26 protein-coding genes and 1 pseudogene are annotated in these 25,567 nt (G+C 62.2%); 12 read left to right on the top strand and 15 right to left on the bottom strand.

The genetic code is table 11. The annotated features are described in order from the left end of the window. Window positions 1-14: 14 nt before the first annotated feature. The 4 genes from K0P03_RS24300 to K0P03_RS24285 are packed head-to-tail and all read right to left on the bottom strand — an operon-like array spanning window position 15 to window position 3,809. Window positions 15-986, bottom strand: coding sequence for a TRAP transporter substrate-binding protein (locus K0P03_RS24300; protein ID WP_272790812.1), 972 nt, complete (start codon window positions 984-986; stop codon window positions 15-17). After that, window positions 983-1,936, bottom strand: coding sequence for a 3-hydroxyacyl-CoA dehydrogenase NAD-binding domain-containing protein (locus K0P03_RS24295; protein WP_272790811.1), 954 nt, complete (start codon window positions 1,934-1,936; stop codon window positions 983-985). Before K0P03_RS24295 ends, K0P03_RS24300 begins: the two co-directional genes overlap by 4 nt. Beyond that, window positions 1,936-3,207, bottom strand: coding sequence for a TRAP transporter large permease (locus K0P03_RS24290; RefSeq protein WP_272790810.1), 1,272 nt, complete (start codon window positions 3,205-3,207; stop codon window positions 1,936-1,938). Before K0P03_RS24290 ends, K0P03_RS24295 begins: the two co-directional genes overlap by 1 nt. After that, entirely contained in the window at window positions 3,204-3,809 is a 606-nt protein-coding gene (locus K0P03_RS24285; protein WP_024269925.1) for a TRAP transporter small permease, read from the bottom strand. Before K0P03_RS24285 ends, K0P03_RS24290 begins: the two co-directional genes overlap by 4 nt. A 117-nt stretch (window positions 3,810-3,926) precedes the next feature. Here K0P03_RS24285 and K0P03_RS24280 point away from each other — a divergent pair, with 117 nt between their 5' ends. After that, window positions 3,927-4,625: an FCD domain-containing protein gene (locus K0P03_RS24280; protein ID WP_050746025.1), complete on the top strand. Its 699-nt coding sequence runs from the start codon at window positions 3,927-3,929 to the stop codon at window positions 4,623-4,625. 133 nt (window positions 4,626-4,758) lie between these two features. On the opposite strand, the gene K0P03_RS24275 is transcribed toward K0P03_RS24280, so the two are convergent. After that, window positions 4,759-6,090: an NAD(P)/FAD-dependent oxidoreductase gene (locus K0P03_RS24275; protein WP_272790809.1), complete on the bottom strand. Its 1,332-nt coding sequence runs from the start codon at window positions 6,088-6,090 to the stop codon at window positions 4,759-4,761. 94 nt (window positions 6,091-6,184) lie between these two features. Here K0P03_RS24275 and K0P03_RS24270 point away from each other — a divergent pair, with 94 nt between their 5' ends. From K0P03_RS24270 to K0P03_RS24250, 5 genes are read left to right on the top strand one after another with little or no spacing between them, the layout of a single operon-like run. Further along, window positions 6,185-6,865, top strand: coding sequence for a sigma-70 family RNA polymerase sigma factor (locus K0P03_RS24270; RefSeq protein WP_245290322.1), 681 nt, complete (start codon window positions 6,185-6,187; stop codon window positions 6,863-6,865). Further along, window positions 6,862-7,515: a ChrR family anti-sigma-E factor gene (locus K0P03_RS24265; RefSeq protein ID WP_024269922.1), complete on the top strand. Its 654-nt coding sequence runs from the start codon at window positions 6,862-6,864 to the stop codon at window positions 7,513-7,515. Before K0P03_RS24270 ends, K0P03_RS24265 begins: the two co-directional genes overlap by 4 nt. A gap of 3 nt (window positions 7,516-7,518) precedes the next feature. Beyond that, window positions 7,519-8,334 (top strand): DUF1295 domain-containing protein, encoded by an 816-nt coding sequence (locus K0P03_RS24260; protein WP_023512069.1) that lies wholly within the window; start codon window positions 7,519-7,521, stop codon window positions 8,332-8,334. Next, the gene (locus tag K0P03_RS24255) at window positions 8,331-9,368 is read left to right on the top strand and encodes an SAM-dependent methyltransferase (RefSeq protein ID WP_023512068.1); all 1,038 of its coding nucleotides are present in this window, start codon (window positions 8,331-8,333) and stop codon (window positions 9,366-9,368) included. The genes K0P03_RS24260 and K0P03_RS24255 overlap by 4 nt, the downstream gene beginning before the upstream one ends. Beyond that, the gene (locus K0P03_RS24250) at window positions 9,365-9,964 is read left to right on the top strand and encodes a hypothetical protein (protein ID WP_023512067.1); all 600 of its coding nucleotides are present in this window, start codon (window positions 9,365-9,367) and stop codon (window positions 9,962-9,964) included. Before K0P03_RS24255 ends, K0P03_RS24250 begins: the two co-directional genes overlap by 4 nt. On the opposite strand, the gene K0P03_RS24245 is transcribed toward K0P03_RS24250, so the two are convergent. Next, window positions 9,929-10,330 carry a DUF2177 family protein gene (locus K0P03_RS24245; protein ID WP_023512066.1) on the bottom strand — a complete coding sequence of 134 codons (402 nt, stop codon included), beginning with the start codon at window positions 10,328-10,330 and terminating at the stop codon, window positions 9,929-9,931. The genes K0P03_RS24250 and K0P03_RS24245 overlap by 36 nt on opposite strands. 120 nt (window positions 10,331-10,450) lie before the next feature. Between K0P03_RS24245 and K0P03_RS24240 the strand changes: the two genes are divergently transcribed. The 3 genes and pseudogenes from K0P03_RS24240 to K0P03_RS35710 all read left to right on the top strand — a co-directional run. Then, window positions 10,451-10,831, top strand: a complete 381-nt coding sequence (locus tag K0P03_RS24240) for a DUF2147 domain-containing protein (RefSeq protein WP_023512065.1) — start codon at window positions 10,451-10,453, stop codon at window positions 10,829-10,831. A gap of 22 nt (window positions 10,832-10,853) precedes the next feature. Further along, complete coding sequence (locus K0P03_RS24235; protein ID WP_023512064.1) at window positions 10,854-11,678, top strand: DUF1365 domain-containing protein; 825 nt, start codon at window positions 10,854-10,856, stop codon at window positions 11,676-11,678. 119 nt (window positions 11,679-11,797) lie between these two features. Continuing rightward, window positions 11,798-11,890, top strand: a pseudogene (locus tag K0P03_RS35710) (IS5/IS1182 family transposase); the annotation flags it as partial. A gap of 254 nt (window positions 11,891-12,144) precedes the next feature. Here the strand turns inward: K0P03_RS35710 and K0P03_RS24230 are convergent. Further along, on the bottom strand, window positions 12,145-13,068 hold the full coding sequence (locus K0P03_RS24230) for a GntR family transcriptional regulator (protein WP_272790808.1): 924 nt from the start codon (window positions 13,066-13,068) through the stop codon (window positions 12,145-12,147). A 77-nt stretch (window positions 13,069-13,145) separates the two neighbouring features. After that, window positions 13,146-13,799, bottom strand: a complete 654-nt coding sequence (locus K0P03_RS24225; protein WP_272790807.1) for an FMN-binding negative transcriptional regulator — start codon at window positions 13,797-13,799, stop codon at window positions 13,146-13,148. Window positions 13,800-13,854: 55 nt separating this feature from the next. On the opposite strand from K0P03_RS24225, the gene K0P03_RS24220 reads away from it, so the two are divergent. After that, the gene (locus K0P03_RS24220) at window positions 13,855-15,297 is read left to right on the top strand and encodes an amidase (RefSeq protein WP_272790806.1); all 1,443 of its coding nucleotides are present in this window, start codon (window positions 13,855-13,857) and stop codon (window positions 15,295-15,297) included. Between the two features lie 13 nt (window positions 15,298-15,310). Beyond that, the gene (locus tag K0P03_RS24215) at window positions 15,311-15,685 is read left to right on the top strand and encodes a cupin domain-containing protein (RefSeq protein WP_023512060.1); all 375 of its coding nucleotides are present in this window, start codon (window positions 15,311-15,313) and stop codon (window positions 15,683-15,685) included. 81 nt (window positions 15,686-15,766) lie between these two features. Here the strand turns inward: K0P03_RS24215 and K0P03_RS24210 are convergent, their stop codons facing one another. After that, on the bottom strand, window positions 15,767-16,351 hold the full coding sequence (locus K0P03_RS24210; protein WP_272790805.1) for an alpha/beta hydrolase family protein: 585 nt from the start codon (window positions 16,349-16,351) through the stop codon (window positions 15,767-15,769). Window positions 16,352-17,059: 708 nt separating this feature from the next. On the opposite strand from K0P03_RS24210, the gene K0P03_RS24205 reads away from it, so the two are divergent. Further along, window positions 17,060-17,914, top strand: a complete 855-nt coding sequence (locus K0P03_RS24205; protein WP_272790804.1) for a helix-turn-helix domain-containing protein — start codon at window positions 17,060-17,062, stop codon at window positions 17,912-17,914. A 238-nt stretch (window positions 17,915-18,152) separates the two neighbouring features. Here the strand turns inward: K0P03_RS24205 and K0P03_RS24200 are convergent, their stop codons facing one another. The 6 genes from K0P03_RS24200 to K0P03_RS24175 form a co-directional block, all read right to left on the bottom strand. Then, window positions 18,153-20,741 carry an HWE histidine kinase domain-containing protein gene (locus K0P03_RS24200; protein WP_443020596.1) on the bottom strand — a complete coding sequence of 863 codons (2,589 nt, stop codon included), beginning with the start codon at window positions 20,739-20,741 and terminating at the stop codon, window positions 18,153-18,155. Next, the gene (locus K0P03_RS24195) at window positions 20,683-21,240 is read right to left on the bottom strand and encodes a biliverdin-producing heme oxygenase (protein WP_272790802.1); all 558 of its coding nucleotides are present in this window, start codon (window positions 21,238-21,240) and stop codon (window positions 20,683-20,685) included. The genes K0P03_RS24200 and K0P03_RS24195 overlap by 59 nt, the downstream gene beginning before the upstream one ends. A 317-nt stretch (window positions 21,241-21,557) precedes the next feature. Continuing rightward, entirely contained in the window at window positions 21,558-22,310 is a 753-nt protein-coding gene (locus tag K0P03_RS24190) for an SDR family NAD(P)-dependent oxidoreductase (RefSeq protein ID WP_272790801.1), read from the bottom strand. Between the two features lie 5 nt (window positions 22,311-22,315). Next, a complete protein-coding gene (locus tag K0P03_RS24185; protein ID WP_272790800.1) occupies window positions 22,316-23,068 on the bottom strand; it encodes an SDR family NAD(P)-dependent oxidoreductase in 753 nt (250 codons plus the stop codon). Beyond that, window positions 23,065-24,096 carry a proline racemase family protein gene (locus K0P03_RS24180; RefSeq protein WP_272791103.1) on the bottom strand — a complete coding sequence of 344 codons (1,032 nt, stop codon included), beginning with the start codon at window positions 24,094-24,096 and terminating at the stop codon, window positions 23,065-23,067. The genes K0P03_RS24185 and K0P03_RS24180 overlap by 4 nt, the downstream gene beginning before the upstream one ends. Further along, entirely contained in the window at window positions 24,093-25,562 is a 1,470-nt protein-coding gene (locus K0P03_RS24175; RefSeq protein ID WP_272790799.1) for an aldehyde dehydrogenase family protein, read from the bottom strand. The genes K0P03_RS24180 and K0P03_RS24175 overlap by 4 nt, the downstream gene beginning before the upstream one ends. Between the last annotated feature and the right edge of the window lie 5 nt (window positions 25,563-25,567).

Genomic DNA, 25,567 nt, shown 5'->3' with positions numbered 1-25,567 from the left:
AATGCCGGTAGCGCTCAAAGCGCGCCGGCTTCTGCTTCCAATTCGATCAGAAGTGGCGTCTTCTTGCGCCATTCGGCGTACCAGGCATCGACTGCTGCACTGAAAAACGCCCGGTCCGCAACCACGACGGGTACATCCGTCGACTTGAGTTTTTCGAGATAGTCATTGTCGATGGAGGAATAGGCGCCGACGACTGCGTCGAGTTCTTCCGCCATCAGCTTTTCCACCACCGCGCGATCCGCTTCGGAAATGCCCTGCCATTTGCGCGCCGAACCGACAGCGATCATCGGGAACATCATGTGGTTGGACGCAAGGATTGTACCCGCATGCTCGTAATATTTCGAGTTCCAGGTGCCTTCGAAGTCGATCTGCATGCCATCGACCTGACCATTGGCAAAGGCGTCATAGAGCGCGGGCAGCGGCATCGGCGTGGGGGCGGCGCCCAGCTGCTGCCAGAAGAACAGCTCCTGCGCAAAAGGCACCGTACGTACCTTCTTGCCGGAGAGGTCGGCGGCCGAAGCGACCTTGCCGCGCATGACGATCTCGCGCATGCCGGCCATGCCCCAGCCGAAGCCCTTGAGAGCGAATTTGTCGAGGCCGGCGACGAGCTTTTCCGCCACTTTTCCCTTCAGCAGCTTCTGCGCGCCGGCGGCATCCTTAACAATATAGGGCGCCAGGAAGACACCATAGTTCGGATCCCGATTTGCAAATTCACCGAGCGTCAGGAAGGCGAAGTCGATGGCGCCAGTCTGCAGCTGCTGCAGCATCTGTGCCTCGCTGCCGAGCTGGCCGGACGGAAAGATCGAGATGTCGACACGCCCTTCGGTCGCATCCTTGATCTTCTTTGCAAGGCTTTCAGCGCTCTTGCTCCATTGATGCGGCGGCGGCGTGATCAGGCCGAGCCGGTATTGCTCGGCGAGGGCCGGCGCTGAATGAAGGCCCGCCACGATGGTTGCCACCGCGGCCAGGAATTTTGCAGCTTTCATCCGTTGTTTCCTCCCGTTTGGATGTGTTTGGAACCGGCGGTTTCCTCCGCCAGAAATGTCATCAGGCTGGCCAGCTTGTCGTCGCGGTCAGCGGCAATCGCCTCCACCGGCCGTCGGTCGTGCGCTTCCATGCCGCTTGCGAGCAGACGGCGTGCCTTCTCGTCCAGCGCAGGGGCCCCGAGGCTTTCCCACCAGCGCTCGATCTGCGGACCGAGCTGGTCGATGCACCGCGCAATGCCGCCTTCGGCGCCCGCGAGATGAAAAACCCCGGTCGGACCGACGAAGCACCAGCGCGGTGCAAGCCCGGCCGTCACCGCCCGTTCGATATCGCCGACGCTCGCAACGCCCTCGCGCGCGAGGTAAACTGCCTCCCGCCACAGGGCCGTCTGCAGGCGATTGACGAGGTGGCCGGGCATCGGCCGCGACAGTTTCAACACCGTCTTGCCCATCGCCTCATAGAATCGCTGGGCCCATTCGATCGTGGTCGCAGAAGTTTCCGCACCACCGCAGAGCTCCACCACCGGCATCAGGTAGGGGGGATTGCAGGGATGGGCGATCAGCAAGCGCTCCGGCCGGGCCAATCCTTCGGCCATCTGGTCCGGATCAAGCCCGGACGATGAAGAGGCGATGATCGTATCGGGGTGCAAAAAGGGTTCGAGTGCTTGCAGGGCTTCAATCTTCAACGCCATCCGCTCCGGCAGGCATTCCTGCACCAGCTCCGGTTTCGCCCCCGCCGTTGCGGCCGTTGTGCTCCATCGTGGGGGTACGCCGGCAGGAGAGAGCTGCCCGAGCCGTTCCACAACGGGTCGGCCCGTGCTCCAGGTGGCCGCGAGGCGATCTTCAGTCGCCGGATCGGGATCGATCACCACGGTCTTGTGGCCTGCCCCCGCAAAGGCGACTGCCCATCCGCAGCCGATGAGACCGCCACCCAGGATCCAGACATTCGCCATCACAGCAGCTCCTTCAGGCCGATGGAGAGCACCGGGAAGAACACCAGAAGAGCGAGAACGACGAGCACTGCGGCGAAGAACGGCAGAAGGAGAACGGAAAGGCGCTCCGCCCGCACATTGCCCATCAGCGAGGCGACGAACAGCCCGGTTCCCACCGGAGGTGTCAGGAGACCCAGCGTCAGGTTGAGGCAGACGATGATGCCGAAATGGAACGGGTCGATGCCATAGACATTGGTCGCGACCGGCAGGAAGACGGGCACGATCAGGATGATCGCCGGAATGGGATCCGTGATCATGCCGACCACCAGAAGCAGGGCGCAGAGCAGCAGGAGGAAGATCGTCGGCGAGGAGGTCATCGCCTGCATGGATTCGGCGACCATCGCCGGCAGGTTTTCAAAGGTGATGACCCAGCTGAAGACCTGTGCGGCGGCGATGAGGAAGAGAACGCTCGCCGCCCCTTTCGCGGCATTGGCGAAGGCAGGCAGGATGTCTTTGGCGTCGAGCTCGCGATAGACGAACATGCCGATGGCAATTGCCGCGAGGCTGGCAACGGCGGCCGATTCCGTCGGCGTTGCGATACCCCCCAGGATCGAACCCACGATGATGATCGGGATCAGCGCGGCCGGAAGCGCGTCCTTCACCGCGGCAAGACGGGCCCTCATCGGCATGGGTGGCGTCATCGGGAACCGATGCCGGTGACCAAGCCACGCTATGACGGCGATGAAGGCAAAGAAGATAAGGAAGCCGGGCACGATGCCTGCGATGAACAGGTCGCCGATCGGGATCTGCGCAATGACGCCGAAGATGATGAAGAGCATGGAGGGCGGGATGATCGGCGCAAGCAGGCCGCCGGCCGCCGTGATCGCCATCGACACATCCCGCGGGTACCCATTGCGCTCCATTTCCGGGACCGCGAGGCGCGACATGATGGTGATTTGCGCGACAGTGGAACCGAGGATGGAGGCCATCATCATGTTCGCGACGAGATTGACATAGGCAAGGCCGCCACGCAGCGGACGAAGCAGCGCAAGTGCCAGCCCCATCAGGCGCCGGCCGATGCCGCCGGCATTCATGAACTCGCCGAGCAGGATGAAAAGCGGAAGCGCAAGCAACCCGTAGTTCTCCAGGCCGCCGAACATCTGCTGGCCATAGGACTGGAGGAGCACCGTGTTGCCACTGGTGAAGATATAGATCATCGCAAGTGCGGCCAGCGCGAAAGCGATTGGCATGCCGACGGCGATCAGGCCGACAAAGGAAGCAGTAGCAATCATTGTGCGGTCTCCGCCGGAGCGTTGTAGCGGGCCAGAAGTGATGCGACGACGTGCAGAACCGAAGTCAGGCAGAAGATCGGGAGAACCAGCCAGAACCAGAATTTCGGAACGCCAAGCGTAATTGTCGGCTCCTGGTAGATGAAATTGAAAGCGGAGGAGGAGAAGGCATCGACTGATCCAGCGCGCCAAAGGCCGATCGGATCGAACCAGTTCCACAACTGGACGATCAGCACCGCAAGAAAGACGAGCAGCAGGCCATCGACCAGAAGCGCGAGGCGTCGGCGTGCGGCAGCTGGCATTGCATCGGGAAGCAGCGTCACCGCGATATGCTGGCGGTGGGCCAGCCCCATGGACGCGCCGACAAAGGCGACCCAGGCCATCAGCAGCACCGCCAGCTCGTCTGCCCAGATAAGGGGCAGACCGAGGGTCCGGCAAACGACATTGGCGAGCAGCAGCAGGAAGATCAGGAAGATCAACGCGCCCGCCAGCCAAGCTTCACAGGCAGCGATTTTACGGCTGGCAACCATGAGCATGCCGGCGCCGAAGGCCTTTGGCTGCGCCTCGAGATGGTTGACGGATGGATTGTTTTGTGACGATAGCATCGATATTCCTCCCGCGACGGATAAAATATCGATATTATTTGAAAGTCAATTTCTAAATTGATGTTTTTTAGAAAATGGAATAAATATCGAAAATCAAAAAAAGGGGAGCTCGCATCTTTGTCGAAAACGCAGCAGGACGTTCTGGAAACCGGGGACGAAAAGACCCAGGCGGAAAAGGCATACAGGCTCATGCGGGAGGACATCGTGTCGGGCGCGCTTGCGCCGGACATGAAGCTGAAGATTGATGTCCTGCGGGACCGCTATGATATCGGCGCGGGGCCGCTGCGTGAGGCGCTTGCGCGTCTTTCCGGGGAGTATCTGGTGACCCTGCTTGGCCAGCGCGGTTTCGTCGTCGCGCCGATGTCCGTATCGGATGCGCGGGAAATCGGGCACCTGCGCAAGATCTTCGAGGCGGACGCCCTCTCCCAGTCCATTCCCAAGGGGGACCGGCTGTGGGAGGAGAAGGTCATTACCACCTACCACCGCCTCGAACGGATCGAACTTTCCGACAATCAGGGTGCAGACCGCCTGAAGGACTGGGAGCGACTGAACAACGACTTTCACGAAGCGCTGGTGGCAGCCTGTCCCTCGACCTGGGTGCTGCGCATGCGCGAAATGATGTTCCGCCACCACGAACGGTATCGACGTCTTTCACGCATCAAGACGGTGTTCACACGCGACATCCATCTGGAGCACCGTGCCCTCCTCGATGCTGCGCTCGACCGGGATACAGCCCGTGCCATAGATGTTATCCGCAGCCATATCGAACGCACGACCAATGCGGTGGCAGAAGCGCTGGAGCGAATGGTCGCCTGATTTCGATGTATGAACCTGGGCTTGGCGAAGCCGAGTTTTGAGGTTTCGGGACATAGTGGATCGGTCTGCCCTATCCGCGGCAGCATTTCTCCTCTGCTTGAAACAAGGAGCTACTGCGAACGGAATACGAGCGCTAGGCGGACTGCAAGGTCCGGAAAATGCGATCCGATTCCCCTTCGACGGACCATGGCCTGGCCATGCCGCCAAGGCTCTCAGCAACCGCAAGCCCAGCCTGTATTGCATCCTCATGAAAGCCGGAGCCGAAGTAGGAGCCGCAGAACCAGGTATTGTCTTCACCCTGAAGTGACCAGAGTTGCTTCTGTGCCGCGAGCGTTTGGGCATTGAACAAGGGATGCTGGTACACTCCACGCCAAATGATTTTGTCTTCCGCCACGGCGTGCAGCGGGCTCAGCGTCACGAAGAACGGACGCGGATCCTCGATCCCCTGCAATCGGTTCATCCAGTAGGTCACGCAAGGTTTGCGGGGTGCTGTGCCGTCGCGCCCGGACCGCGCCAGATAGTTCCAGCTCGCCCATACGCGCCGCCGGTTTGGCATCAGGCGTTCATCCCTGTGCAGGACCGTTTCATTGTCGCCATAGGAAAAAACGCTCAAGAGCGCGGCCTCCTTTTTCGATCGGTCGGCAAGCATGCCAAGCGCCTGATCGGCATGAGCGCCAATCACGACGTGATCAAACCATTCGGGCTCCGCTCCCAGCACGGAAATTTCCACGGCACCGTTTACACGACGGATCGACTTGACCGGCGCATTGACACGGATACGCTCGCGCAAGGGCGCGGTCAGCCGCTCGAGATAGGCGCGGCTACCGCCATCCACCGTGCGCCAGACCGGCCGGCGCACGAATTTCAGAAGACCGTGGTTTTCACAGAAGCGCACGAAGGAAAGCGCCGGATAATTGCCGATCTCGAGCGCCGGCGTCGACCAGATTGCCGCCGCCATGGGATAAAGGTGATCTTCCCGAAAGGCCCGGCCGAAACCCGCGCTGTCGAGATAGTCGTTGAGACTTGCGGCTGGATCAAGATTTCTCACGCCGCTCGGTGCATGTCGATAAAAGCGCACGAGGTCGCGCAGCATCGACCAGAAACGCGGGCTTGCGAGATTGCTGCGCTGGGCAAACAGACCTGCAAGGTTTGTTGCCGCATATTCCAGCTGACCGTCATCCATCGAAACGGAAAAGGACATGTCCGACGCCTTGGTCGGGACGCCGAGATGCGCAAACAACGCTGTCAGGTTGGGATAGGTCGCCTCGTTATAGACAATAAATCCCGTATCGACAGGAGCGCCGCCCGCTTGCACGGTGTGAGAATGCCCCCCGATGCGGTTGTCCGCCTCGAAAACGGTCACGTCATGACGTTGTGCTAGAAGCCATCCAGCCGAAAGGCCGGCGATACCCGTGCCGACGACGGCGATTTTCAGGGGCCGGTCCGATGTGGGAAAATGGCGCATATCGATCCTTTTGCGGCACTCGAAATCACAGGAAGCAATTAGTACCCTTTACGGGCGCGGGCCTCTGGCGGATCACTTTGGAAGGCCTATTTCGATGCATGTGATCCATCTCGGAGAACGCCGCGTAGAAGGAGGCATGAATGAAGCTTCAAGCCCTATCGAGATTGAGCACAAACCAAGCGTGCCGACAGGCCGGCGGCTTGCCGTCGTGAGGTCAAAGGAAGCACAAGACACACCTTCGCCCGATGCTCTCGCCGAGATGGTTGGGCAGGTCGCTCACGGCCGTGACCGTCAGGCCTTCGCGCTGCTTTTTGGCTATTTCGGGCCGAAGCTTAAGACCTTCTTTCTTCGCTGGTCTCTCTCGTCCGTCGTTGCGGAAGACCTCGTGCAGGAGACGATGCTGAATGTCTGGCGCAAGGCCTCCTATTTCGACCCTGAGCGAGCGGGTGTCGCGACATGGGTCTTCACCATCGCACGCAACATCCGCATCGATCACTTGCGCAGGCAGCGGGATCCCTCGATCTTGCCGCCCGACCCGGAGGGTGGGCGGCAAACGCTCGAGGACGACCTGCTCGGGGCGGAACGGGACGAGCGCGTGCGCCATGCGCTCACCGCGCTCTCGATGGAACAGCAGACGATCATCCGCCTCTCCTATTTCAGCGAGAAATCGCAAACCGAAATCGCCGATGAGCTGGGTATTCCCCTGGGGACCGTGAAATCTAGAACACGTCTGGCCATGAACCGCTTGCGCGCGCTGCTGGAAGACCAAACATGACCATCACACATCACGCAAAAGATAAAACATTGATGCGTTTTGCCGCCGGCACGCTTGCTGCAGGCCCCGCCATCGTCGTCGAAGCGCATCTGGCAAGCTGCCTTGTCTGCCGCACCCGGGTCGGCGAATACGAGGCGCTCGGTGGCGCTCTTTTGGAAACGGCTGAATCCACGCCGCTTTCGGCAACGGCACTGAACGATGTGCTTGCAATGCTCGACGAAGAGGAGGGCGTGTCGCCCGTCGCCACGGCGCCTCTGGTGCCTGTGGAGATAGAGGGCGTTCCCTTGCCGGAGGCCTTGCGCGGCTGCGATATCGGGCACTGGTGCTGGATCGGCCCGGGCATGAAGATGAGTCGTGTCGGTGTGCCGCAAGATCCGGATGCCAATCTCATTCTGCTCAAGGTGGCGCCTGGCCGGGCGTTGCCCGATCACGGACATGTCGGCACCGAATTGACCTATGTCGTCTCAGGCTCGTTCTCCGACCGGTTCGGGACGTTTCGCCCCGGAGATCTGGCGGAAATGGACGAGGAGGCCGAACACCAGCCTGTTGTCGACAAGGACGGCTATTGCATTTGCCTTGCCGCCATGGAGGGCAAGATGCGCTTCAAGAACGTCATCGGCCGCATGCTGCAGCCGCTCTTCGGCATCTGAGCCATGACGGCGGCGGCGCTTTCCATCCTCCTGGCGGCCGCTGTCTCCCTCGCAATGACCGCGGTGTGGCTCACCGTGGTCAAGGGTGCGGTATCCGGCTGGGTCGACGCGGTTTGGTCCTTTCTTGTCGGTGCTGCCGGTATGGTCGCGGCGCTCACGCATGTCGACGGCTGGGATGGCGATTACCGGCGGCGCCTCCTCGTCGCAACCATCGCGGGGGTCTGGTCCTGTCGCCTCGGCATTCATATCCTGCGACGCACGCTGCACGGCGGGGAGGACCCGCGCTATGCCAGCCTACGCGAGCAATGGGAGGAAAGCTGGCGTTCGCGCCTCTTCCTGTTCCTTCAAGTCCAGGCAGCGGCTGCGCTCCTCCTGACTGCGACGATTTTCATTGCCGCTCGAAACCCTGCCAACGGTCTTCACTGGAGCGATGCTGCCGGTATTGCAATTCTCGTCATAGCCGTGATCGGAGAAGGTGTCGCCGATACGCAGCTGGCGCAGTTCCGCAGTAAAGCTGCAAACACGGGAAAGGTCTGCGATCATGGCCTCTGGAGCCTTTCGCGTCATCCGAACTACTTTTTCCAGTGGCTTGGATGGGCAGGCTACGCGGTCATCGCCATCGGTCCCGCGGGCGTCTGGGGCTGGGGCTGGACGGCACTTGCGGGGCCCGCCTTCATGTACTGGCTGCTCGTCCATGTCTCGGGGATTCCGCCGCTTGAGGCCCATATGATGCGCTCGCGTGGCGTCGCTTTTGCTGCCTATGTCGAACGTGTCAATGCCTTCTGGCCTGGCCCCCAAAAGAAGGGAAGGATGACATGAACCTTGCCGTTGCCGCTATCACTGCCGCCGAGCGCCTGCCACTGCCCGATCACGCAGTGCGCTTTGGCATCAACCGACTTGTAAGCCGCACGCGCCGCCTGCTGGCGCAGGACGGAGGCCCGACCGACCGCGAATTTGCGCGATCAATGACCGAATGGCCGATTGCCGTTCACACCGATGAAGTGAACGCCCAGCACTACGAGCTTCCGGCGGCGTTCTTTTCGCTGACGCTCGGTCCGCGCCGCAAGTATTCCTCCTGTCTTTATGCCTCACCCGGCACCACGCTTGCGGAGGCCGAGATTGCGGCGCTGGACGAATCCTGCGCCCATGCAGACCTTGCGGATGGCCAGGACATTCTGGAGCTCGGTTGCGGCTGGGGCTCCCTCTCCCTGTTCATGGCCGAGCGCTACCCGGCTGCACGTATCGTCAGCGTGTCGAATTCATCGTCGCAGCGCGCCTTTATCGAGAGAGAAGCTGAGCGGTGCGGCCTGCGAAATCTGACCGTCATCACCGCCGACATGAACAGTTTTTCCCCTGGCAGCAGGTTTGACCGGATCGTCTCGGTGGAGATGTTCGAACATATGTCCAACTGGCAGATGCTTCTCGAGCGGGCAAGCAGCTGGATCCGCCCGGACGGGCGGCTCTTCCTGCACGTCTTCTCCCATCGCAAAACCGCCTACCGCTTCGACCACGCCGACAAGGCGGACTGGATCGCCCAGTATTTCTTCACAGGCGGCGTCATGCCGAGCCACGGTCTGCTGTGGGAGTTCAGCGACAGCTTCACCGTCGAAAGGGACTGGCGCTGGAACGGCAAGCACTACGAACGCACGGCGCTTGACTGGCTCGACAATTTCGACCGCAACCGAGAGGCCATCCGCACCATCTTCAATGCGACTTATGGACAGGAGGCGGCGCTCTGGATACGCCGATGGCGGATGTTCTTTCTCGCAACCGCCGGGCTTTTCGGCCATGCCGGCGGCGAAGAATGGGGCGTCAGTCACTACCGCCTCCGACCCGCCGGCGCGGGGCCATGATCTCCCTGTTCCCTGCTCTGATCAAGACGGTACAGGCTTACGCCCGCCATCCGGATCCGCGTGTCGCTGCGGCAAATGTGATCGCACTGCTCGTCGCCTCGAACCAGCCTTTCTATCCGTTCTATCTTTTCTGGCTTGTAAGCCCCGACATCACCCCCGCCTGGTTCACGTTCCTGTCGACACCGTTCTTTCTCGCCGTACCGGCCATCGCCCGATGGAACACCGTCGCCGGCCGAGGACTTCTGCCTCTGGCGGGTATCGGTAACACCGTGCTTTCGACATGGCTGTTCGGCGCAGCATCGGCGGTCGAGATCTTTCTTGTTCCCTGCGGGGTGCTTGCCCTCTTGCTGTTCCGCCCGGGCGAGCGCTGGGCAGGCCTGATGCTCACCGCCCTCGCCTTTGGCGTCTTCCTGGGGTTACCCGACGCTTATGGACCGCCCCTTGCACGGTACGACGCCGCCGAATATGCCGCACTGGCGCGGCTCAACGTCATCAGCGCAGGCGCACTTACCGCTTTCGTCGCCCTCATGTTCTCCGGCCTCCTGGCGCAGGCCGAACAATCAACCGACGCGGCTGGCGACAAAAAAGCCCGCTGATGCGCCGACAGCGGTCACGAAGGCACCCCAGGGGATGTCGGCGAGGGTGATGGAAAGCGGCCAGTCTTTCAAGGTCGCCTGGTTGGTAAGGTCATAGGTCGCATAGGCCACGAGCCCAAGCACTGCACCGTTCAGCGCAGCCCTGCCGAGGCCACCGCTCTCGAGAGCCGGCAAGACGGCGAAGAACACAATGCCGGCGACATAGATCAGGTAGAAGGCGATCGCCGGGATCAGAAGAAACTGCGGTACGAGCTTGTCGCCCAGAAGCGGCCGATAGAGCACGTCTGCCATCGTCGAAAGCCAGATGGCATCGACGATCAGAAAGGCGATGCCGGTTGCCAGATAGGCTGCGATGGCGGTTTTCATGCCGATGTCTCCGATGATGTACCCGGCATTTTCTACGATTTTCTCGCCATGACGGATCACCTTGAGTGAACCGATCGGCCCGCCGGTGCGTATTTCACCAAAAGCGACGAGGATGGACCGATGAGGCTAGCCATTCTGGCTGCATACGCTGCGGTGATATCGACTGCCACCGCCTCCTACGCACAGCAATCCGCCGATCCGAGCGGTGTCTGGCTACGGGACGACGGGAACGCGCGCGTGCGCATCGCACCTTGCGGCAGCAACATCTGCGCCACCAATCTTTGGATCCGTGATACCAGCAAGGGAGAGGAAGCCGGCGACCGCCTGGTCATGTCGCTTGAGCCCAAATCGCCCGACACGCTGTCCGGCACCGCCTACGACGCCAAACGCGACCGCACCTATTCGATCACCGTTCAGGTTTCGGACAGGGCCCTTCTTACGCGCGGCTGCATTCTAGGCGGTGTGTTGTGCAGGAATGTCCACTGGCAGCTGGCGCGGTGAGGGTTTCGGCAAGGGATAAGGCATGAGGGAAGCCCGCATCACCAGCATGGCAGAAAACGGCCCGCCGCCTCCAGCTGCCGGCACGCTCTATCTCGGGAAGGTCATGCACCAGAGGCTCAATCCCTTTGGCCACCGTTTCAGCTACAGCGTTTTCTCCTTGCTGGTGGATATCGACCGCCTTGGCGAGCTTGCCGAACTCACCCGCCTGCTCTCGGTCAACCGGGCCGGTATCCTGTCGGTCCACGAGCGAGATCATGGCGAAGAGGAGGACGAAACGCTGCGCCGGTTCGCTGACCGTCTGCTGGCGCATGCCGGGCTTGAAAGGCCTGCGGCGCGCATCCTTCTGCTCGCCTATCCGCGCATGTTCGGCTACGTTTTCAACCCGCTCTCGACCTACTTCGCCTATGATGAAGAAGATCGGCTGGTCGCGCTCATCTACGCGGTGCGCAACACCTTCGGCGAGCGGCACAGCTATGTGGCGCCGGTACTTGCGGGGGAAGGGAGCGCTGCCGGCATCCGCCAGACACGGACGAAGATCTTTCACGTCTCGCCCTTCATGGACATGGGGTTGCGTTACCATTTCCGCATCCTGCCGCCGGGCAAAACGGTTCGCGTGCGCATCCATGAGACCGCCGGCAAGGAGCCCGTGCTGGCCGCCACGTTCAACGCGGATGCTGCGCCGTTGACCGACGCCAACCTCGCCAGCTGCCTCCTGCGTTTTCCTTTCATGACTCTGAAGGTGATCGCCGGCATCCATTGGGAGGCGCTCAAGCTCTGGCTGAAGGGCGCGCGATTCCGCTCCAGCCCACCTGCACCCGAAGCCGCAAGCTATCGGGACACTGCCTGACCTGTCTTCGGCCTGCCGGCGCTCGCGGCCCGCGACATCCGCTGCAGCAGGCAGACACCATATCGCCACGAGAAAGCGCTCTATAGACGATGTCGCAAGGTGGGGGACCTGTTGTCCAGCTCAGCGACTGGCGGCGCATTGCAACGCGATACGGCCGATGTGTCCATATATTTCTCTCGGCAATCTGCACCGCAGCACCGGTCATCTTATGGTGTCAATCAATGAGACCTGCGTCTGGCCGGCGCGGGGAACCGCATACAGAGGCGATGACCTAGCGGGCGACACGTGTCATTCAGGCTTCATGCGAGAATTTCGCAGACTTTTATCTTGAAAAAAACAATGCCTGCATTGCATCTCCTCAGGAATCTTCAGCGGGCACAACAACCATTTTCCGCGGAGTCCGATACCGAGGGCGCAAGAAACCCGACGACCGCCGCGTTGGTGGCCTGGATGTCTGATCGACGGCTTACGGATTGCCGGACGTGGTGGCGGAGAAAGCGCCAGGCTTGAAATGGACGACGTCGAGGATGTGCTTCTCCATGAGGATCGCAGCCTCTTCCATCCGGCCCTCCAGCACGAGGTCGATCATGGCGACGTGCTCCCGGTAGAAGCTGCGAACGCGCTCGAGGTCCTGGTAGCTGCGATAATCGACGAGGCGCCGCGTGCGGCTTTGCTGCTGGATAGCCTGCAGGATGAAGCGGTTGCCCGAGAGTTCGGCGAGCAGTTCGTGAAAGCGCACGCTGGCGGCAAAGATATCCGAGGGGCGTGTCCTGTCGCTGAGGTTTTGCAGGAGATGCGTCTGCTCCTTCTTGCACGCCAGAAGCCGCTTGCGATCAATGCGAAAGGTCGGTTGCCGCAATCCCGCGGGCTCCAGGATCAGGCGAAAGTGCTGGCTCTCGTCGCTGGCGCCAAGCGTACGCAGCAGATCCTCGAACTGCCAGCCATAGCCCGGATTGGCGCGAATGATGCCTTCAGCCTGCAGGCGCGCCAGCGCTTCCACCAGTGCAGGGCGGTCGGCATTGTACCGCCGCAGGAGATGGGCTTCGCTCACCTTCCCCTCCAGCCGGCCTCCGAGATAATCGCCGATCATGCCTTCGTAGATGAGGTCGCTTTGTCGCTCCTGCCTGATTTCCGGTGCTTGCATCCTGGAAACATCGGCGGTGAGGAAGTAGCCGCGATTGGCGATGCGTTCGACATGGCCGCGGCGCTTCAAGAGGTTGAGTGCCCCGCGAACCGGCGTGCGCGATACGCCGAATTCCGCAGACAAGGCCGCCTCGGTCAGATGCGCCCCGACAGGCAGTCTTGAGCCATGGGCGAAGGCGAGAATCCTGTCGGCGATATCCAGTTCGAGTGCGGTCGCGGTTTCGGTAACATCGGGTTCATCGGGCATGTGCTGTTTTATGCGCACCTGCCCGTCTGTTTCAAGCGTTGCGCCGCCGGGCGGCCACGGCAATCGGTCTGCATCAACTACGAATCGGGCCGGTGGCGCCCGGGGCGCAAGGTTATGCGCTCCATGGTTTCTGCCACGGCACGGGCCTGTTTATCGTCGGAGGTGGCCAAACCTTCGATGACGGCAACGACATCGGTCCGGCGCTTGTCCTGGCTCATCTTGTGGGCGGCCTCGATCGACGTTACGGCAATCGAAAACGAGGCCGTCCCCTTCGAATACATCTTCACCGTTTCGGGACTGATATCGCCGAGGCGCCAGCCTTGGCCAAGCCGCGCCTCGAAATGCTCGACGGTTCGCAGAAGTACACGGTCGTTTTCCGCCGCGTCCGGAGCGTGGCGCAAATGGCCACGCAGCTGCACGGCGGAGTAGTTCCAGGTCGGAACATCCTCCTCCGCCCGGTAGTGACCCGGCGATACATAGGCGTCCGGCCCTCGGAACAGGAGCAGCACCGCATCCCCGTCCATGATGCTGCGCCAATGGGGGTTGGCCCTCGCCATATGGCCGATAAGGGTATGCCCTGACGGATCGTCGGGATCGAAGAGCGCAGGAAGAGCCGTCGCCTGCAAGCCCGCCGAAGGACTGTGCGACACAAGAGTGGCCAATCCGTATCGGCCGATCAGGTCTCGGATTTCCCGCTCGTCGGCCTCGCCGAAGCTGGTGGAAGTGAACATCGCAGCCCTTGCATAAATTGTATTGGTAGATAAGAAATACAATTTATGGAGGGCAATGCAATTGTTTTCTGACTACGCCAACTACGATGGACTGGGTCTTGCCGAGCTGGTTCGGACCAGGCAGGTCCATCCAAGCGAAGTGCTGGACGCGGCCTGGGACACGATCGAGAAACTGAACCCGCGCATCAACGCCATCGTTGCATCGATGCGCGGCATTGCCGAAAGGGACATCCGCCTGGGGCTCCCGGACGGACCGTTCAAAGGCGTGCCCATCGCGCTGAAGGACGAGTACCTCTTCTATTCCGGCTTTCCCTGTGATTTTGCCAGCCGGCTCGGCGAGGGTACGACGGCCCCCTATGACTCCACCCTGATCCAGCGCTACCGGGCGGCCGGCCTCCTTATCACCGCGAAATCAAACCTGCCGGAATTCGGGGCAAGTGTGACCACCGAGCCCGTCGCCAAGGGCGCCTGCAACAACCCCTGGGATCTTGGCCACACCAGCGGCGGCTCCTCCGGCGGTTCGGCCGCGGCCGTTGCGAGCGGTATGGTGCCCGTCGCCTATGCCAATGACGGCGCCGGCTCGATCCGCATACCGGCCTCCTGCACCGGCTGCTTCGGCCTCAAGCCGACACGCGGCCGTACGCCGACAGGCCCCGTCGACGGAGAATACTGGAACGGGCTTGTTGTCCAGCATGCGATTGCCCGCACCGTACGCGACAGTGCCGCCCTCCTCGACGCATCGGACGGATGGGAGCCCGGTTCGAGCCATGCCGCACCCGGTAAAACCGGTCCCTACCTCAAGGACGTCTCGACACCGCCCGGGCGGCTGCGAATTGCCGTGTCCACCATTTCACCTGCCGGTACGATGGTCGATCCATCCTGCATCGAGGCGGCGCAAAAAGCGGCCCGGCTCTGCCGGGACCTCGGACACGAGGTGGAGGAGGACGCCCCGAACTACAGCGGGCAGGAACTGGCAAGCCACATCGCAAATCTCCTCGCCATCCATCTGGCCCACGGCATCGATCAGCTTGCAGCCGCAACAGGGCGTACGGCATCGGCAAGCATCATCGAAAGCGCCCATTTCAATCTCAGCGAATACGGTCGCAGCCTGTCCGCGACGACGCTGCTCGCGGCATTGGAGTATTTCGGCTCCCTTGCCCGGCAGGTCGCGCCGTTCTTCCAGCGCTACGACCTGTGGCTGACGCCCACCCTCGGCGCACCGCCGGTAAAGCATGGGGTCATCACCGCCAACGACCCCGACTGGCGCCGCTACATTGAGCGATACTTCGCGTTTATCCCGTTCACCCCACTCGCCAACGCGGCCGGCCTGCCTTCGATGACGCTCCCGCTTCATCACGATTCGAGCGGCCTGCCCATCGGCATCATGTTTACCGGTCGCTTCGGGGCGGAGGACACCCTCTTTCGTCTGGCCGGTCAAATCGAGCAGGCAACGCCCTGGATCGGTCGCAAGCCGCCGGTCAGCGCCTGGAACCCTTGAAGAAAGTCCGCCAATGAGCAAATCATCTTTTCATCGCCTTCACCAGCACGGCGACATCGTGAAGGGCATGCAGGACATCGGCCTGTCCTTTCCCGACCTCGTGCTCGAGGGAAACCCGCAGGAGAAAGCCCACATCTTCTACGACCGACCGCTTTCGCAGGCCACGATCGGCATCTGGGAATCCGAGTCCGGCACCCTGCGCTTCGACCCCTACCCGTTCGACGAACTGTGCATCATCGTCGAAGGCGAGGTGAGCCTCGTCGACGAAAGCGGCCAACAGGACGCTTTTAAGGCCGGAGACCTGTTCATCATAGAAAAGCAGTTCCGCGGCCTGTGGGTGATGCCGCGGCGGCTGCGCAAATTTTTTGTTGAGCTCAAGACCGCATAGATCAGGCCCCACCCATTGCCGAGCGAGCGCCATGGCGCCGCTCGGCCAATTCCTGTGCCAGTCGGATGCGTTTCAGAATGGTCAGAGGTTCCGCCTGAAGAATGCGACGACTGCGGCATTCAGGCGCCTGTGAAAGACCGCGCGATCGAAGCCCGGACCGTCGGCGCAGATGTCGTGTGCAGCATCTTTTTGCGCTTCCGTGCACGGCGCCAGGAACGAATAATGCCCCGCACCCGGTTCGATATGACGGGCGGGCGGGACAGGCAGCCCGTCCCTGACGATGAGAATATCGGGATCTAAGGGCACCAGCTCGTCCAGTTCTGCCGCCCACAACTCCACCGGCTTGTGCAGGTCACGCAGGCCATCCGGCAGGAACAGGGCCGGCAGGGCCGGTGCTGCAACGAATGCCGCCTTCAGCCGCGGATCGGGCACGACGCCAAGTGCGGCTTGTCCGAATTTCCGGCGGACGTCCTGCGCGCCGCCCAGTGCCAGGCAGGCCGCCTTGCGGGGCATCGCCTTGCATTGCGCCACGAGGCCGGACGTCTCCGGCCGTCCCCCGAGGCTGGCGAGTGCGGTGAATCCTCCCATCGAGAACCCGAAAATCCCGATCCGGCCCTGATCGACCGCCCGGCGGTCCGGCCAGGCGCCCAGCATGTAGTCGATCACACGGGAGACCTGCCGAGGCCGTTCCGTCAGTTGCTCGCGTCTGGCGTAGTGGCGTGTGTCAGCATAATTGTCACCGGGATGCGTCAAGGCAACGACGACAAAGCCCGCATCGGCCAATGCCCATGCGCACTGCCGCCCGTGCCGTGCGATATGACCACCAGGGGCAACGGACCACCGTCAATCCTGCCGCTTTGCGCAATCCGTTGCTCATAGGCCGCAAGCTTTTGCAGTCGTGGCTCGCCCGTCGAGGGATACCAGATAAGTATCTGCATCGTGCCACGGGACGGATCGGGGATTTCCATCTCCTGGAAACCGACGCCAGCAAGGGTCGGGGAGGACGCGAAGAGCAGGTACTGGAGGAGAAGCCAAAGCGGAAGTCTAGGTATGGTCATCAAGGTTGCCCCGGTTGGAATGTCGCGGGGCACCGTGGTGTACTCCGGGCACAATCGAGACCTTGATCATGTTCGAGGTCGTCTTGGATCACGATCCGGTCAATACTCGCGTCAAACAGGATCGACCCGATGCTTTTTATCCCGCTGCCGTTTGTCGCCGCACTCCTGCTGCTTGTCCTTCTGGCGCAAATGAGTGTGCGAGAGCCCACCGCGAACCGCTCCTTTCGATCTCTCGTCATTCTGCTTGCAGCCTTGTCTGTCTTGATCGGCATACGATGGGGCTACAGCACTGAACGACTATTTACCGGTTCAGGCCTTGTTCGCTTCCGCTGTCGGCCCCCTCGCCTGGATCGGTTTTGCGGCTTTTGTCTCGCGGCAGGAAAGCCAAAACGTCCGCCGCCTTTGGCCTCATGCCTTGCCAACGGCGCTGATTGGCGTGCTCGCGATCGCCAGGCCCCAGTGGCTCGACGTGACCCTGATCGTCATCTTCGCGTTGTATGCCGTCCTTCTGGCGCGTCTTGCCTGGCGCGGTTCGGATGCGCTCGATCTGGCCCGCATCGAGGAGGCTCCTCTGGTTCACCGGGCACTGCAGGCAATGGCCGCGACGCTTCTTCTGGCGGCGATTGCGGACAGCCTGATATCGGTGAGCATTCGGTGGTTCGAGGGCGCATTTGCCGCCGTCATCGTCAGTGCCGCGACGGTCCCGCTTATCCTGCTTCTCGGGATAGGGGCGGCCATTGCCTCACGAAACACGACACCTTCTGAAAAGGGCGAGACACCGCGGCTGGTGCTCGATTCGGATAGTGCCGTCGTCGCGACGCTCATCGCTCTGATCGAGGAGCAGCAACTCTATCGCGATCACAACCTGACGCTCCAAAGGCTTGCCCGCAAAGCCGGGATCCCTGCCCGTCTGCTGTCCAAGGCCGTGAACGGGGTTTGCGGGCACAACCTGTCGCAATTCATAAATGATTTCCGTGTGGCCGAGGCCTGCCGGCTGCTGGAGAATGCCGACATTCCCATCACCACCCTCACCTACGATGTCGGCTTTCTCACGAAATCGAACTTCAATCGTGAGTTCCGTCGCGTAACGGGCGTGAGCCCAACCGATTGGCGAGCCCGGAGGGCATCCAGGCAGGAGCCGACACTAAAGTTTGCGAGACGGTCTTCATAGGCCGCGTCACGCGACCCTACGCCCCGTCCTCTGTTCACATGTTTGCTTGTATGGCACACCGGGGCATGGGTTTGCCGCGGGCAACGGACCGTTGACCTTGCCGATCGATCTCCGAGATTGGACGGCGGGATTTGACCGGTTCAACACATCCGCCTTTTTCGTACCGCCTCAAGGCGCAGAAGCCGTGCCCGCAGCTCCCCGCGATTTTTTACGCCGCTCCCCGAAATTGAAGAAGCGCTCAGGAGCGTGTTTCCGTCAACGCGACAAGGGCTGCGACGATGGCCTTTCCGCTGTAGGGTTTGCGCACGATCAGGGTGTTGGCCAGGCCTTCCGGCAATTCGGCGCCCTCCCCGTATCCAGTCGCGAAGACGAAGGGTATGCCCCTGCGGCGAAGCTCGTCGGCGACAGGAAAGGAATTGCCAGAGCCGAGGTTGATATCGAGTATCGCAAGGTCCGGAGCGCCCGCTTCGATCGCGGCCATGGCCTGACGCACCGAGCTTGCGGTCGAAACCCTGGACAGGCCTTCCTCGGAGAGCATTGCCTCAAGATCAAGGGCGATCAGGATCTGGTCTTCGACGATGAGGACTGCCGGATCCAACCCGCGAAGCGTACCTGTCTGCGCCCCCTCATTGTCCGCCATCGCCACCGCCGCTTTCGTGCTGGACACGGTGAGCTTCACATGTGGCAAGGGAATCCGGAAGCTGGCTTCAAGACCGGATGTCTCGAAGCGGACCATGCTCTCGCCGCCAAGATCGTATGGTACGCTGCGCTCGATGAGCGCACTACCGAACCCCCTGCGCAAAGGCACATCAACGAGCGGGCCGCCGCTTTCGCGCCACAGGATCTCGCAGCCTCGTCCCTCGGTCATCGTCCAGGAAATTGTCACCATACCCGTCGATACGGAAAGTGCGCCATACTTCGCAGCATTGGTCGCAAGCTCATGGAAAACCAGTGCCAGCACGGAAAATGCGCGGCTATCCAGCCAGACATCCGGTCCGGCAAGGCTGATTGTTGATGCCCGCGACCGGTACGGCTGAAGTTCGGCTTCCAGGAGATCGACGAGGATGCCGCCGCCGTCGCCACGCACCACCTGGTCGTGGGCGATCGACAGTGCCTCGATACGGCCCTGAAGGGTTGCGACATAGTCCTCCAGCGTGTTCTTGTGGTGCTGCGGGCTTGTCACCAGCGACTTGATGACTGCGAGAATGTTCTTCACGCGGTGGCTGAGTTCCTGGTTCAGCATGCGCTGACGAACCTCGGACTTGCGTCGCTCGCCGGCCATCAGTTCGTTATGACGGAGCACGACTTCTACGATCGCCATCCGTGCGATCTCGGCGATCTCGCGCTCAGTGTCCGCCCAGGCCTGTGCTTGCCCCTTGACGGTCTCCTTCCAGATCGCAAAGCTCTTGCGCGGCGTCAACCGGTCGCCAAGGGGGCCTGTTTCGTAGGTTTTCTCCGGGTTTCCCGCCCAGTTCAGTGTTTGTACAAGCTCTTTACGGAAAAACACCAGGCAATCCGAACCGGTCTGAGACAGGGGAATGGCAAGGACGCCCGATACGCGGTCGCTATAGGCGGCGGCTTCAGGCAGCTTCTGTGACAGGGCGTGCGTTGCCCAGATACGGCCGTCGCTGACCGTTCGGATGAAATCCAGGACGTCGGGCACGGCTGCGTCCGGCGGGGTCGCGCCGAGGCCGGCCCACTTGCCGTCGAACATTATGCCGATGCCGTCGTTTGGCAAAAGCCGCGAGAACTCATCCAGGCTCTGGCGCAGCAGTTCGCCGACATCCTCGTGGTGGGATGACAGGATGAGGAAGCGATCGAGTGCCTCACGTGTTCCAGCGACCGCTGCCACGCGGCGGCGCTCCTTCAGCGACTTCAGGTGCAGGGAGAAGAACTCGCCGAACACCTCCATTGCGACACGCTGTGCCATGGGCAGAGCGCGCGGTGAATAATGGTGGCATGCGATGAGCCCCCAGAGCATGCCATCGAGGATGATCGAAATCGACATGGACGCGCCGACCCCCATGTTGCGGAGATACTCGCAATGGATGGGAGAGACACTGCGCAGATGCGCGAAGCTGAGGTCGAGCGGTTCCCCGGACGCATCGAGCACCGGTTCGATCGGCACGCGCGCGCCGTCTGCATCCGAAATGACGCGGATCGTGTTCTGGAGGTAGAGCGCGCGTGCCTGCTGGGGGATATCGCTCGCAGGGAAGTATTGCCCGAGGAAGCTCTCGAGATCCGCGCGCTTCGTTTCGCTCACCACCTTGCCCGAGCCGTCCTGCTCGAAGCGGTAGATCATCACGCGATCATAACCCGTCGCACCAGAAACGATACGTCCGGCGCGCTGCACGAGACGATCGACATCCGTGATATCGCTGATGCGGCCGATCATCTCGCGCGCGATATGCAGGGGCTGACCGACCGAGGGGGCAGGCTCGAACTCTATGATGACCGCGGATTTGTGATGATGGATCGCGATGTCGAACACGCGGTCGCCGCAGGCGACGTCCAGCAACAGCGCCGGCCGCGACGCCGTGTTGGTCGTCGCCAGCGCGTTGCGAAGGTCATGCAGCAGCCTATGCCCCAACACGTCCACGACACTTCGGCCTGGAAGGCTTGCCTCGCACTCAAGAATGGCAGCGGCATTTGCAGAGGCACGCTCGATGGTCGTGAGGCCGATGTCGCACGCGATGAGGCACCCGTGCGGCTGGATGCTTCCGGGAATGTGGATCGGCTCGCGATCACAGGTGTCGAGCGTAACGGGTTCAGACGGCGGCAACACGATCACTTTCAAAGCAACGCAACGCGAATGCGAAAACGGCATTGGCCGACGCAGCGGCCCGCTCGGCTTCAAAGTCCGAAACGCCATCCAACAATAGAAGGAAGGACTGCCATTGCGCTATGTCCTTTGACATAAGAGCAAGGTGCCGGGCACCGAACGTCTCGTCAAATCCGAGCGCGGCCGCGCGCTGGCGGAGCACCCGCGCGCCGAGCGTGGACCCCTCGAGCACGTAGAGGGCGCCAAGGAGAACGCTTGTGTCACATAGGTCGAAATCCGCTCCCCTCGGTAATGCCGGTGGCAGGTCTAGGTCTGCCGCGTCAGCGGCAAGGGCGCCGGCAATGACCGTGGGTTGCCAGAGCCAGCCCGACGGCCAGACGATCCCCCCGAGTGCTGTATCCATGGCGGACCGGAATGCGCCGAGCCGTGCAATATAGCGGCGATAGTCCTGCTGCGTATGAAAATCGCCAACGGCAGCGTCGAGCCGTTCATGCGCTTGCTGTGTCCGCCTTCTAAGATCGAACCGTCGTTCACTGTGACCCAAACCGTCCTCCACGATCGGAAACGCCTACGTTCCCAATGTTCTGACCCACAGCGCTCTCATCGGAAGGGGCGAGCCCGGGCCGATACAGGCCAAGCGCGCTGAAATCGCCAGGGAAGCTAGGGCGTGCGCCCATCAGGGACAAGGGGTTACGGAAAGTTTGGAATGGGGCTCATCGCCTTTCTGTGGATTAGGCAAAGCAGAGTGCACACCGTAAATGTGGTTCGAATCCAACGTGCCGGGCGTGACGCAGCGCCTGCAGCCTCCTGCCCCTCAGATGTTGTCCGGTTTTTCCAGCGGCCGTGAATGACGCGGGCGGATCACGCGACAGCCTGCGCCCCGGTGATCTCGACGAGTGAGCCGCACATGAACGCGGCCTCGTTGGATGCAAGGAACGCAACGAGGGCGGCGACCTCCTCGGGCCTGCCGATCCGGCCGAAGGGTACGAGCCTGTCGAGATCGGCGATGGTGCGCCCGGAGCGCTTCACCCCGGCCTCCAGCATGGGCGTGTGGATCTCGCCCGGGCAGACGGCGTTGACGCGGATCTTGTCCGGCGCATAGTCGCGGGCAAGGTTCTGGGTGAAGCTCGCCACGGCCGCCTTCGTCACATTGTAGGCGATATGGTTCGGAGCCGGGTGAAGCCCCCATTGAGAAGCGGTGTTGATGATGGCACCGCCACCGGCCCCAATCATGTGGGGCAGCGCCGCCTGGCACAGGTGGAACATCGCATCGATGTTGACGGCGAAGCTTAGCCGCCAGTCCTCGGGCGTCAGCGCGAGAAGATTGCCGCGCCTGTTGAGACCGGCATTGTTGCAGAGCACGTCGATGCGGCCTTCCACGGCGATGACATCGTCGACGATTGCCCTGCACCCCTCTGCGGCCGAGATGTCGCTGGCAAATGCCCGCGCCCTGCCGCCTTCGGCAGCGATCTGCGCGACCGTCGCCTTCGCACCATCGCCGTTCATGTCCGTGACGATGACCTGCGCGCCCTCTGCCGCGAACCGGGCGCTAATCGCGCCTCCGATGCCCCCGGCAGCGCCGGTGACGATGACGACTTTGTCCTTGAAACGCATCGAAATTACCTCATGTAGCTGCCGCCATTCATATCCAGCACGGCGCCGTTCAGAGAGGCCTGCGAAGGACGGAAGGCAAAGGCGGTGATCTCGCCGATTTCCTGCGGGTCGGCCATCCTGGCGATGGGAATGCCGGCCAGGGCCGCTGCCTCGCCATGCTCGGCGATGTAGGCTTCGGCCATTTCGGTACGCACCCAGCCGGGTGCCAGTGCCACCGCCGTCACCCCCTCGTGCCCATGGCTCTGCGCGATGGACTTTGTCAGGTTGATCAGGGCGGCTTTGGAAGCGCCATAGGCCATGGCGCTGGAAGAGTAGCCGCGCTGGCCGGCCCGGCTCGCCATGTTGACGATCCGCCCGCCGCCATGGGTCCGGAAATGCTGGATGGCGAGTTTCGACAGGTCGACGGCCGACAGGAAATTGACCCGCATTTCGCGCGCCCAGACCTGCTGCCATTCCTCCATCGGCGCGTCGACCGCTACTTCCGAGCGAATGCCGGCATTGTTGACGAGACCGGTCAACCGGCCGGCAACGGCCAGTGCCTGGTCCCACAGGACTTGTGGGCCGGCGGGATCCGACAGGTCGGCCGACACGCACCAACCTCTGCCATCCAGCGCTTTCACAAGCGTTTCGGCGGTATCGCGGTTGCGGCTGCAATGCACGACGACATTTGCGCCGTCCGCCACGAGAGCGTGGCAGACCGCCTGCCCGATGGCGCCTGTCGCGCCGGTGACGAGGATGTTTTGCCCGGAAAGTTTCATAGATCCCCCACCTGCAATCCCCAGGTGTCCGACAGGGCGAACCCCTGCAGGAACGGATCCTGCGGATCGAGCCGCAATTGCTGGCGGCCAAAGACATAGCCCCGGCCCGTGATGCGCGGCAGCACCGCCGGGCCGCCGCCAACGGTAACCTCACCGAGGATTTCAGCGGTGAACGTGCCGCCGATGATGCTGTGCGAAATGCGCCTGTCCCCGGTTCTCGCCAGGCCCCGCGCATGAAGGATCGCAAGGTGGGCCGAGGATCCCGTGCCGCAGGGCGAACGGTCCACCCGGCCGGGCTTCAGCGTCGTGCAGGTGACGAGCGAACCGTCCGGCTGATGGTCGCGGAACATCACATAGGCAATCTCGTCGAAGCCGGGTATTTCCGGATGCGCCGGGGAAACCTCGTCGGCCAGCAGCGCCTTGATCTCCGTACCTGCCTCGGCGAGCGCGCGGGCCGCTTCGGGTACGATGCGCAATCCGACACGGTCGACATCGATCTGGGCATAGAAAACGCCACCAAAGGCGATATCCCCCATGATCCGGCCCCATTTCGGCGTGTCGATTGTGACATCGAGTGCGTGTACGAAGGCCGGCACGTTGTCGAGGCTGACCGACAGGCAGCGGCCGTTCTCGCAGCGCGCACGGGCAACGATCAGCCCGGCTGCCGTGTCCAGCCGCACGATCGTCTCAGGCTCCACCATCGCGATGCGCCCTGTCTCCAGCAGTGCGGTCACCACGCAAATGCAGTTGGAGCCGGACATCGGATGGGCACGGTCCGGCTGCAGCACGATAAAAGCCGCGTCGGCATCCGGCCGGGTGGGCGGCAGGACGAGGTTCGTCGTGTGTACGACCTGCGCCCGCGGTTCGCGCGTCAGGAACAGGCGCAACGACGGATCGACGACGTTCAGATGGTTCATCTTGTCGAGAATGGTGGCCCCCGGGATTTCGGGAGCGCCACCGATGAGGACGTTGCCGCTCTCGCCCTCGCAATGGACGAGCAGGATATCGAGCGTCTTGTCGAAGGTCATTTCAGATACCATGCCCAGGGTTCGTCGCTGACAAGGCGCGTGATCTGCTTTGTCTCCAGATAGTTGTCGAGGCCCCAGCGCCCGAGCTCACGGCCTATGCCGGATTGCTTGTAGCCACCCCAGGGTGCTTCGGTGAAGGTCGGCTGCGAGCAGTTGATCCAGACGATGCCAGCCCGGAAGGCACTGGCGACGCGCTCGCACCGTGCGTCGTCCGCCGACATGACGGCGGCGGCGAGGCCGAAGCGGGAATCGTTGGCAAGCTGGATCGCTTCCGCCTCGGTTTCGAAAGGCCGGATGCAGACGACCGGACCGAAGATCTCCTCCACCCAGGCGTCGCTGTCGAGCGCCATGCCGGTAAGGATGGTCGGAGCGACCCAGAAACCCTTGTCGAAACCATCGTACCGGCCGCCGCAGGCGATGGTCGCGCCCTGCTCGACGGCGCGGTCGATATGGCGCAGGACATCTGCATACTGCCCCTCGTTGACAAGTGGGCCGAGCAGCGTGCCCGCATCAAGGCCGTTGCCGATCGTGATCTTCTTTGCCTCTTCGACCAGCCGCTCCAGCAGCGACAGATATAGCGGGGCTTCAACGAGGACGCGCGAGGTCGCCGAGCACACCTGGCCCTGGTTCCAGAAGATGCCGAACATGATCCATTCGACGGCTTTCTCGATATCGCTGTCGGCGAAGACGATGAAGGGCGACTTGCCGCCAAGCTCCAGGCTGATGCGTTTGATGTCCCTGGCGCTGGCAGCCATGATGCGCGAGCCGACCGGCCCTGAACCGGTGAAGGCGACCTTGTCGACCGCGGGATGATCGACCAGCGCCTGTCCGACGACGGAACCCTTGCCGGAAAGGATGTTCAGCACGCCCGCCGGAAGACCCGCAGCCTCCGCGATGACGCCGAGCTCGAGCGCCGTCAGCGAGGTGGTTTCGGCGGGTTTCAGGATCATGGTGCAGCCGGCCGCGAGCGCCGGGGCGACCTTCCACGAGGCCATCAAAAGCGGATAGTTCCAGGGAACGATGGCGACCGCGACGCCGAGCGGCTCGCGTACGGCCTTTGAGACGAAGCGTGCATCTGCCCGCTTGATCGTCTCGATCTCGCCATCCAGTTCCTCAGCAAGATCGGCGTAGAAATCAAAGCAGCCCGCAGCATCCGCGAGATCCCATTCGGACTCGGGCAGAGGCTTGCCGTTGTCCCGGGTCTCCATTCGCGCGAGTTCCGGCAGACGGTCGCGGATGCCCTGCGCGATGGCGCGAAGATAGCCGGCACGCTCCTTGCCGGAAAGACGTGGCCAGGGTCCGTTGTCGAAGGCTTCCCGGGCCGCCTTCACGGCCGCATCGGCTTCGGCAACGCCGGCGGCGGCGATGTGATGGAAGATTTCCTCTGTTGCCGGATCGATCACGGGAAGCGTGTTTCCCTCAATCGGAGCAATCCACTGTCCGTCGATGAAAAGCTTGTTCTGCATAGTGT

Source organism: Shinella sp. HY16 (assembly GCF_028534175.1).
Classification (GTDB): Bacteria; Pseudomonadota; Alphaproteobacteria; order Rhizobiales; family Rhizobiaceae; genus Shinella.
This window is presented reverse-complemented; position numbering and strand designations above follow the sequence as displayed.

Coding starts and splice junctions, on each gene's coding strand:
- K0P03_RS24300 (WP_272790812.1), bottom strand. CDS start 986: ATGAAAGCTGCAAAATTCCTGGCCGCGGTGGCAACCATCGTGGCGGGC.
- K0P03_RS24295 (WP_272790811.1), bottom strand. CDS start 1,936: ATGGCGAATGTCTGGATCCTGGGTGGCGGTCTCATCGGCTGCGGATGG.
- K0P03_RS24290 (WP_272790810.1), bottom strand. CDS start 3,207: ATGATTGCTACTGCTTCCTTTGTCGGCCTGATCGCCGTCGGCATGCCA.
- K0P03_RS24285 (WP_024269925.1), bottom strand. CDS start 3,809: ATGCTATCGTCACAAAACAATCCATCCGTCAACCATCTCGAGGCGCAG.
- K0P03_RS24275 (WP_272790809.1), bottom strand. CDS start 6,090: ATGCGCCATTTTCCCACATCGGACCGGCCCCTGAAAATCGCCGTCGTC.
- K0P03_RS24270 (WP_245290322.1), top strand. CDS start 6,185: ATGCATGTGATCCATCTCGGAGAACGCCGCGTAGAAGGAGGCATGAAT.
- K0P03_RS24265 (WP_024269922.1), top strand. CDS start 6,862: ATGACCATCACACATCACGCAAAAGATAAAACATTGATGCGTTTTGCC.
- K0P03_RS24260 (WP_023512069.1), top strand. CDS start 7,519: ATGACGGCGGCGGCGCTTTCCATCCTCCTGGCGGCCGCTGTCTCCCTC.
- K0P03_RS24255 (WP_023512068.1), top strand. CDS start 8,331: ATGAACCTTGCCGTTGCCGCTATCACTGCCGCCGAGCGCCTGCCACTG.
- K0P03_RS24250 (WP_023512067.1), top strand. CDS start 9,365: ATGATCTCCCTGTTCCCTGCTCTGATCAAGACGGTACAGGCTTACGCC.
- K0P03_RS24245 (WP_023512066.1), bottom strand. CDS start 10,330: ATGAAAACCGCCATCGCAGCCTATCTGGCAACCGGCATCGCCTTTCTG.
- K0P03_RS24240 (WP_023512065.1), top strand. CDS start 10,451: ATGAGGCTAGCCATTCTGGCTGCATACGCTGCGGTGATATCGACTGCC.
- K0P03_RS24235 (WP_023512064.1), top strand. CDS start 10,854: ATGAGGGAAGCCCGCATCACCAGCATGGCAGAAAACGGCCCGCCGCCT.
- K0P03_RS24230 (WP_272790808.1), bottom strand. CDS start 13,068: ATGCCCGATGAACCCGATGTTACCGAAACCGCGACCGCACTCGAACTG.
- K0P03_RS24225 (WP_272790807.1), bottom strand. CDS start 13,799: ATGTTCACTTCCACCAGCTTCGGCGAGGCCGACGAGCGGGAAATCCGA.
- K0P03_RS24220 (WP_272790806.1), top strand. CDS start 13,855: ATGCAATTGTTTTCTGACTACGCCAACTACGATGGACTGGGTCTTGCC.
- K0P03_RS24215 (WP_023512060.1), top strand. CDS start 15,311: ATGAGCAAATCATCTTTTCATCGCCTTCACCAGCACGGCGACATCGTG.
- K0P03_RS24200 (WP_443020596.1), bottom strand. CDS start 20,741: ATGCCGTTTTCGCATTCGCGTTGCGTTGCTTTGAAAGTGATCGTGTTG.
- K0P03_RS24190 (WP_272790801.1), bottom strand. CDS start 22,310: ATGCGTTTCAAGGACAAAGTCGTCATCGTCACCGGCGCTGCCGGGGGC.
- K0P03_RS24185 (WP_272790800.1), bottom strand. CDS start 23,068: ATGAAACTTTCCGGGCAAAACATCCTCGTCACCGGCGCGACAGGCGCC.
- K0P03_RS24180 (WP_272791103.1), bottom strand. CDS start 24,096: ATGACCTTCGACAAGACGCTCGATATCCTGCTCGTCCATTGCGAGGGC.
- K0P03_RS24175 (WP_272790799.1), bottom strand. CDS start 25,562: ATGCAGAACAAGCTTTTCATCGACGGACAGTGGATTGCTCCGATTGAG.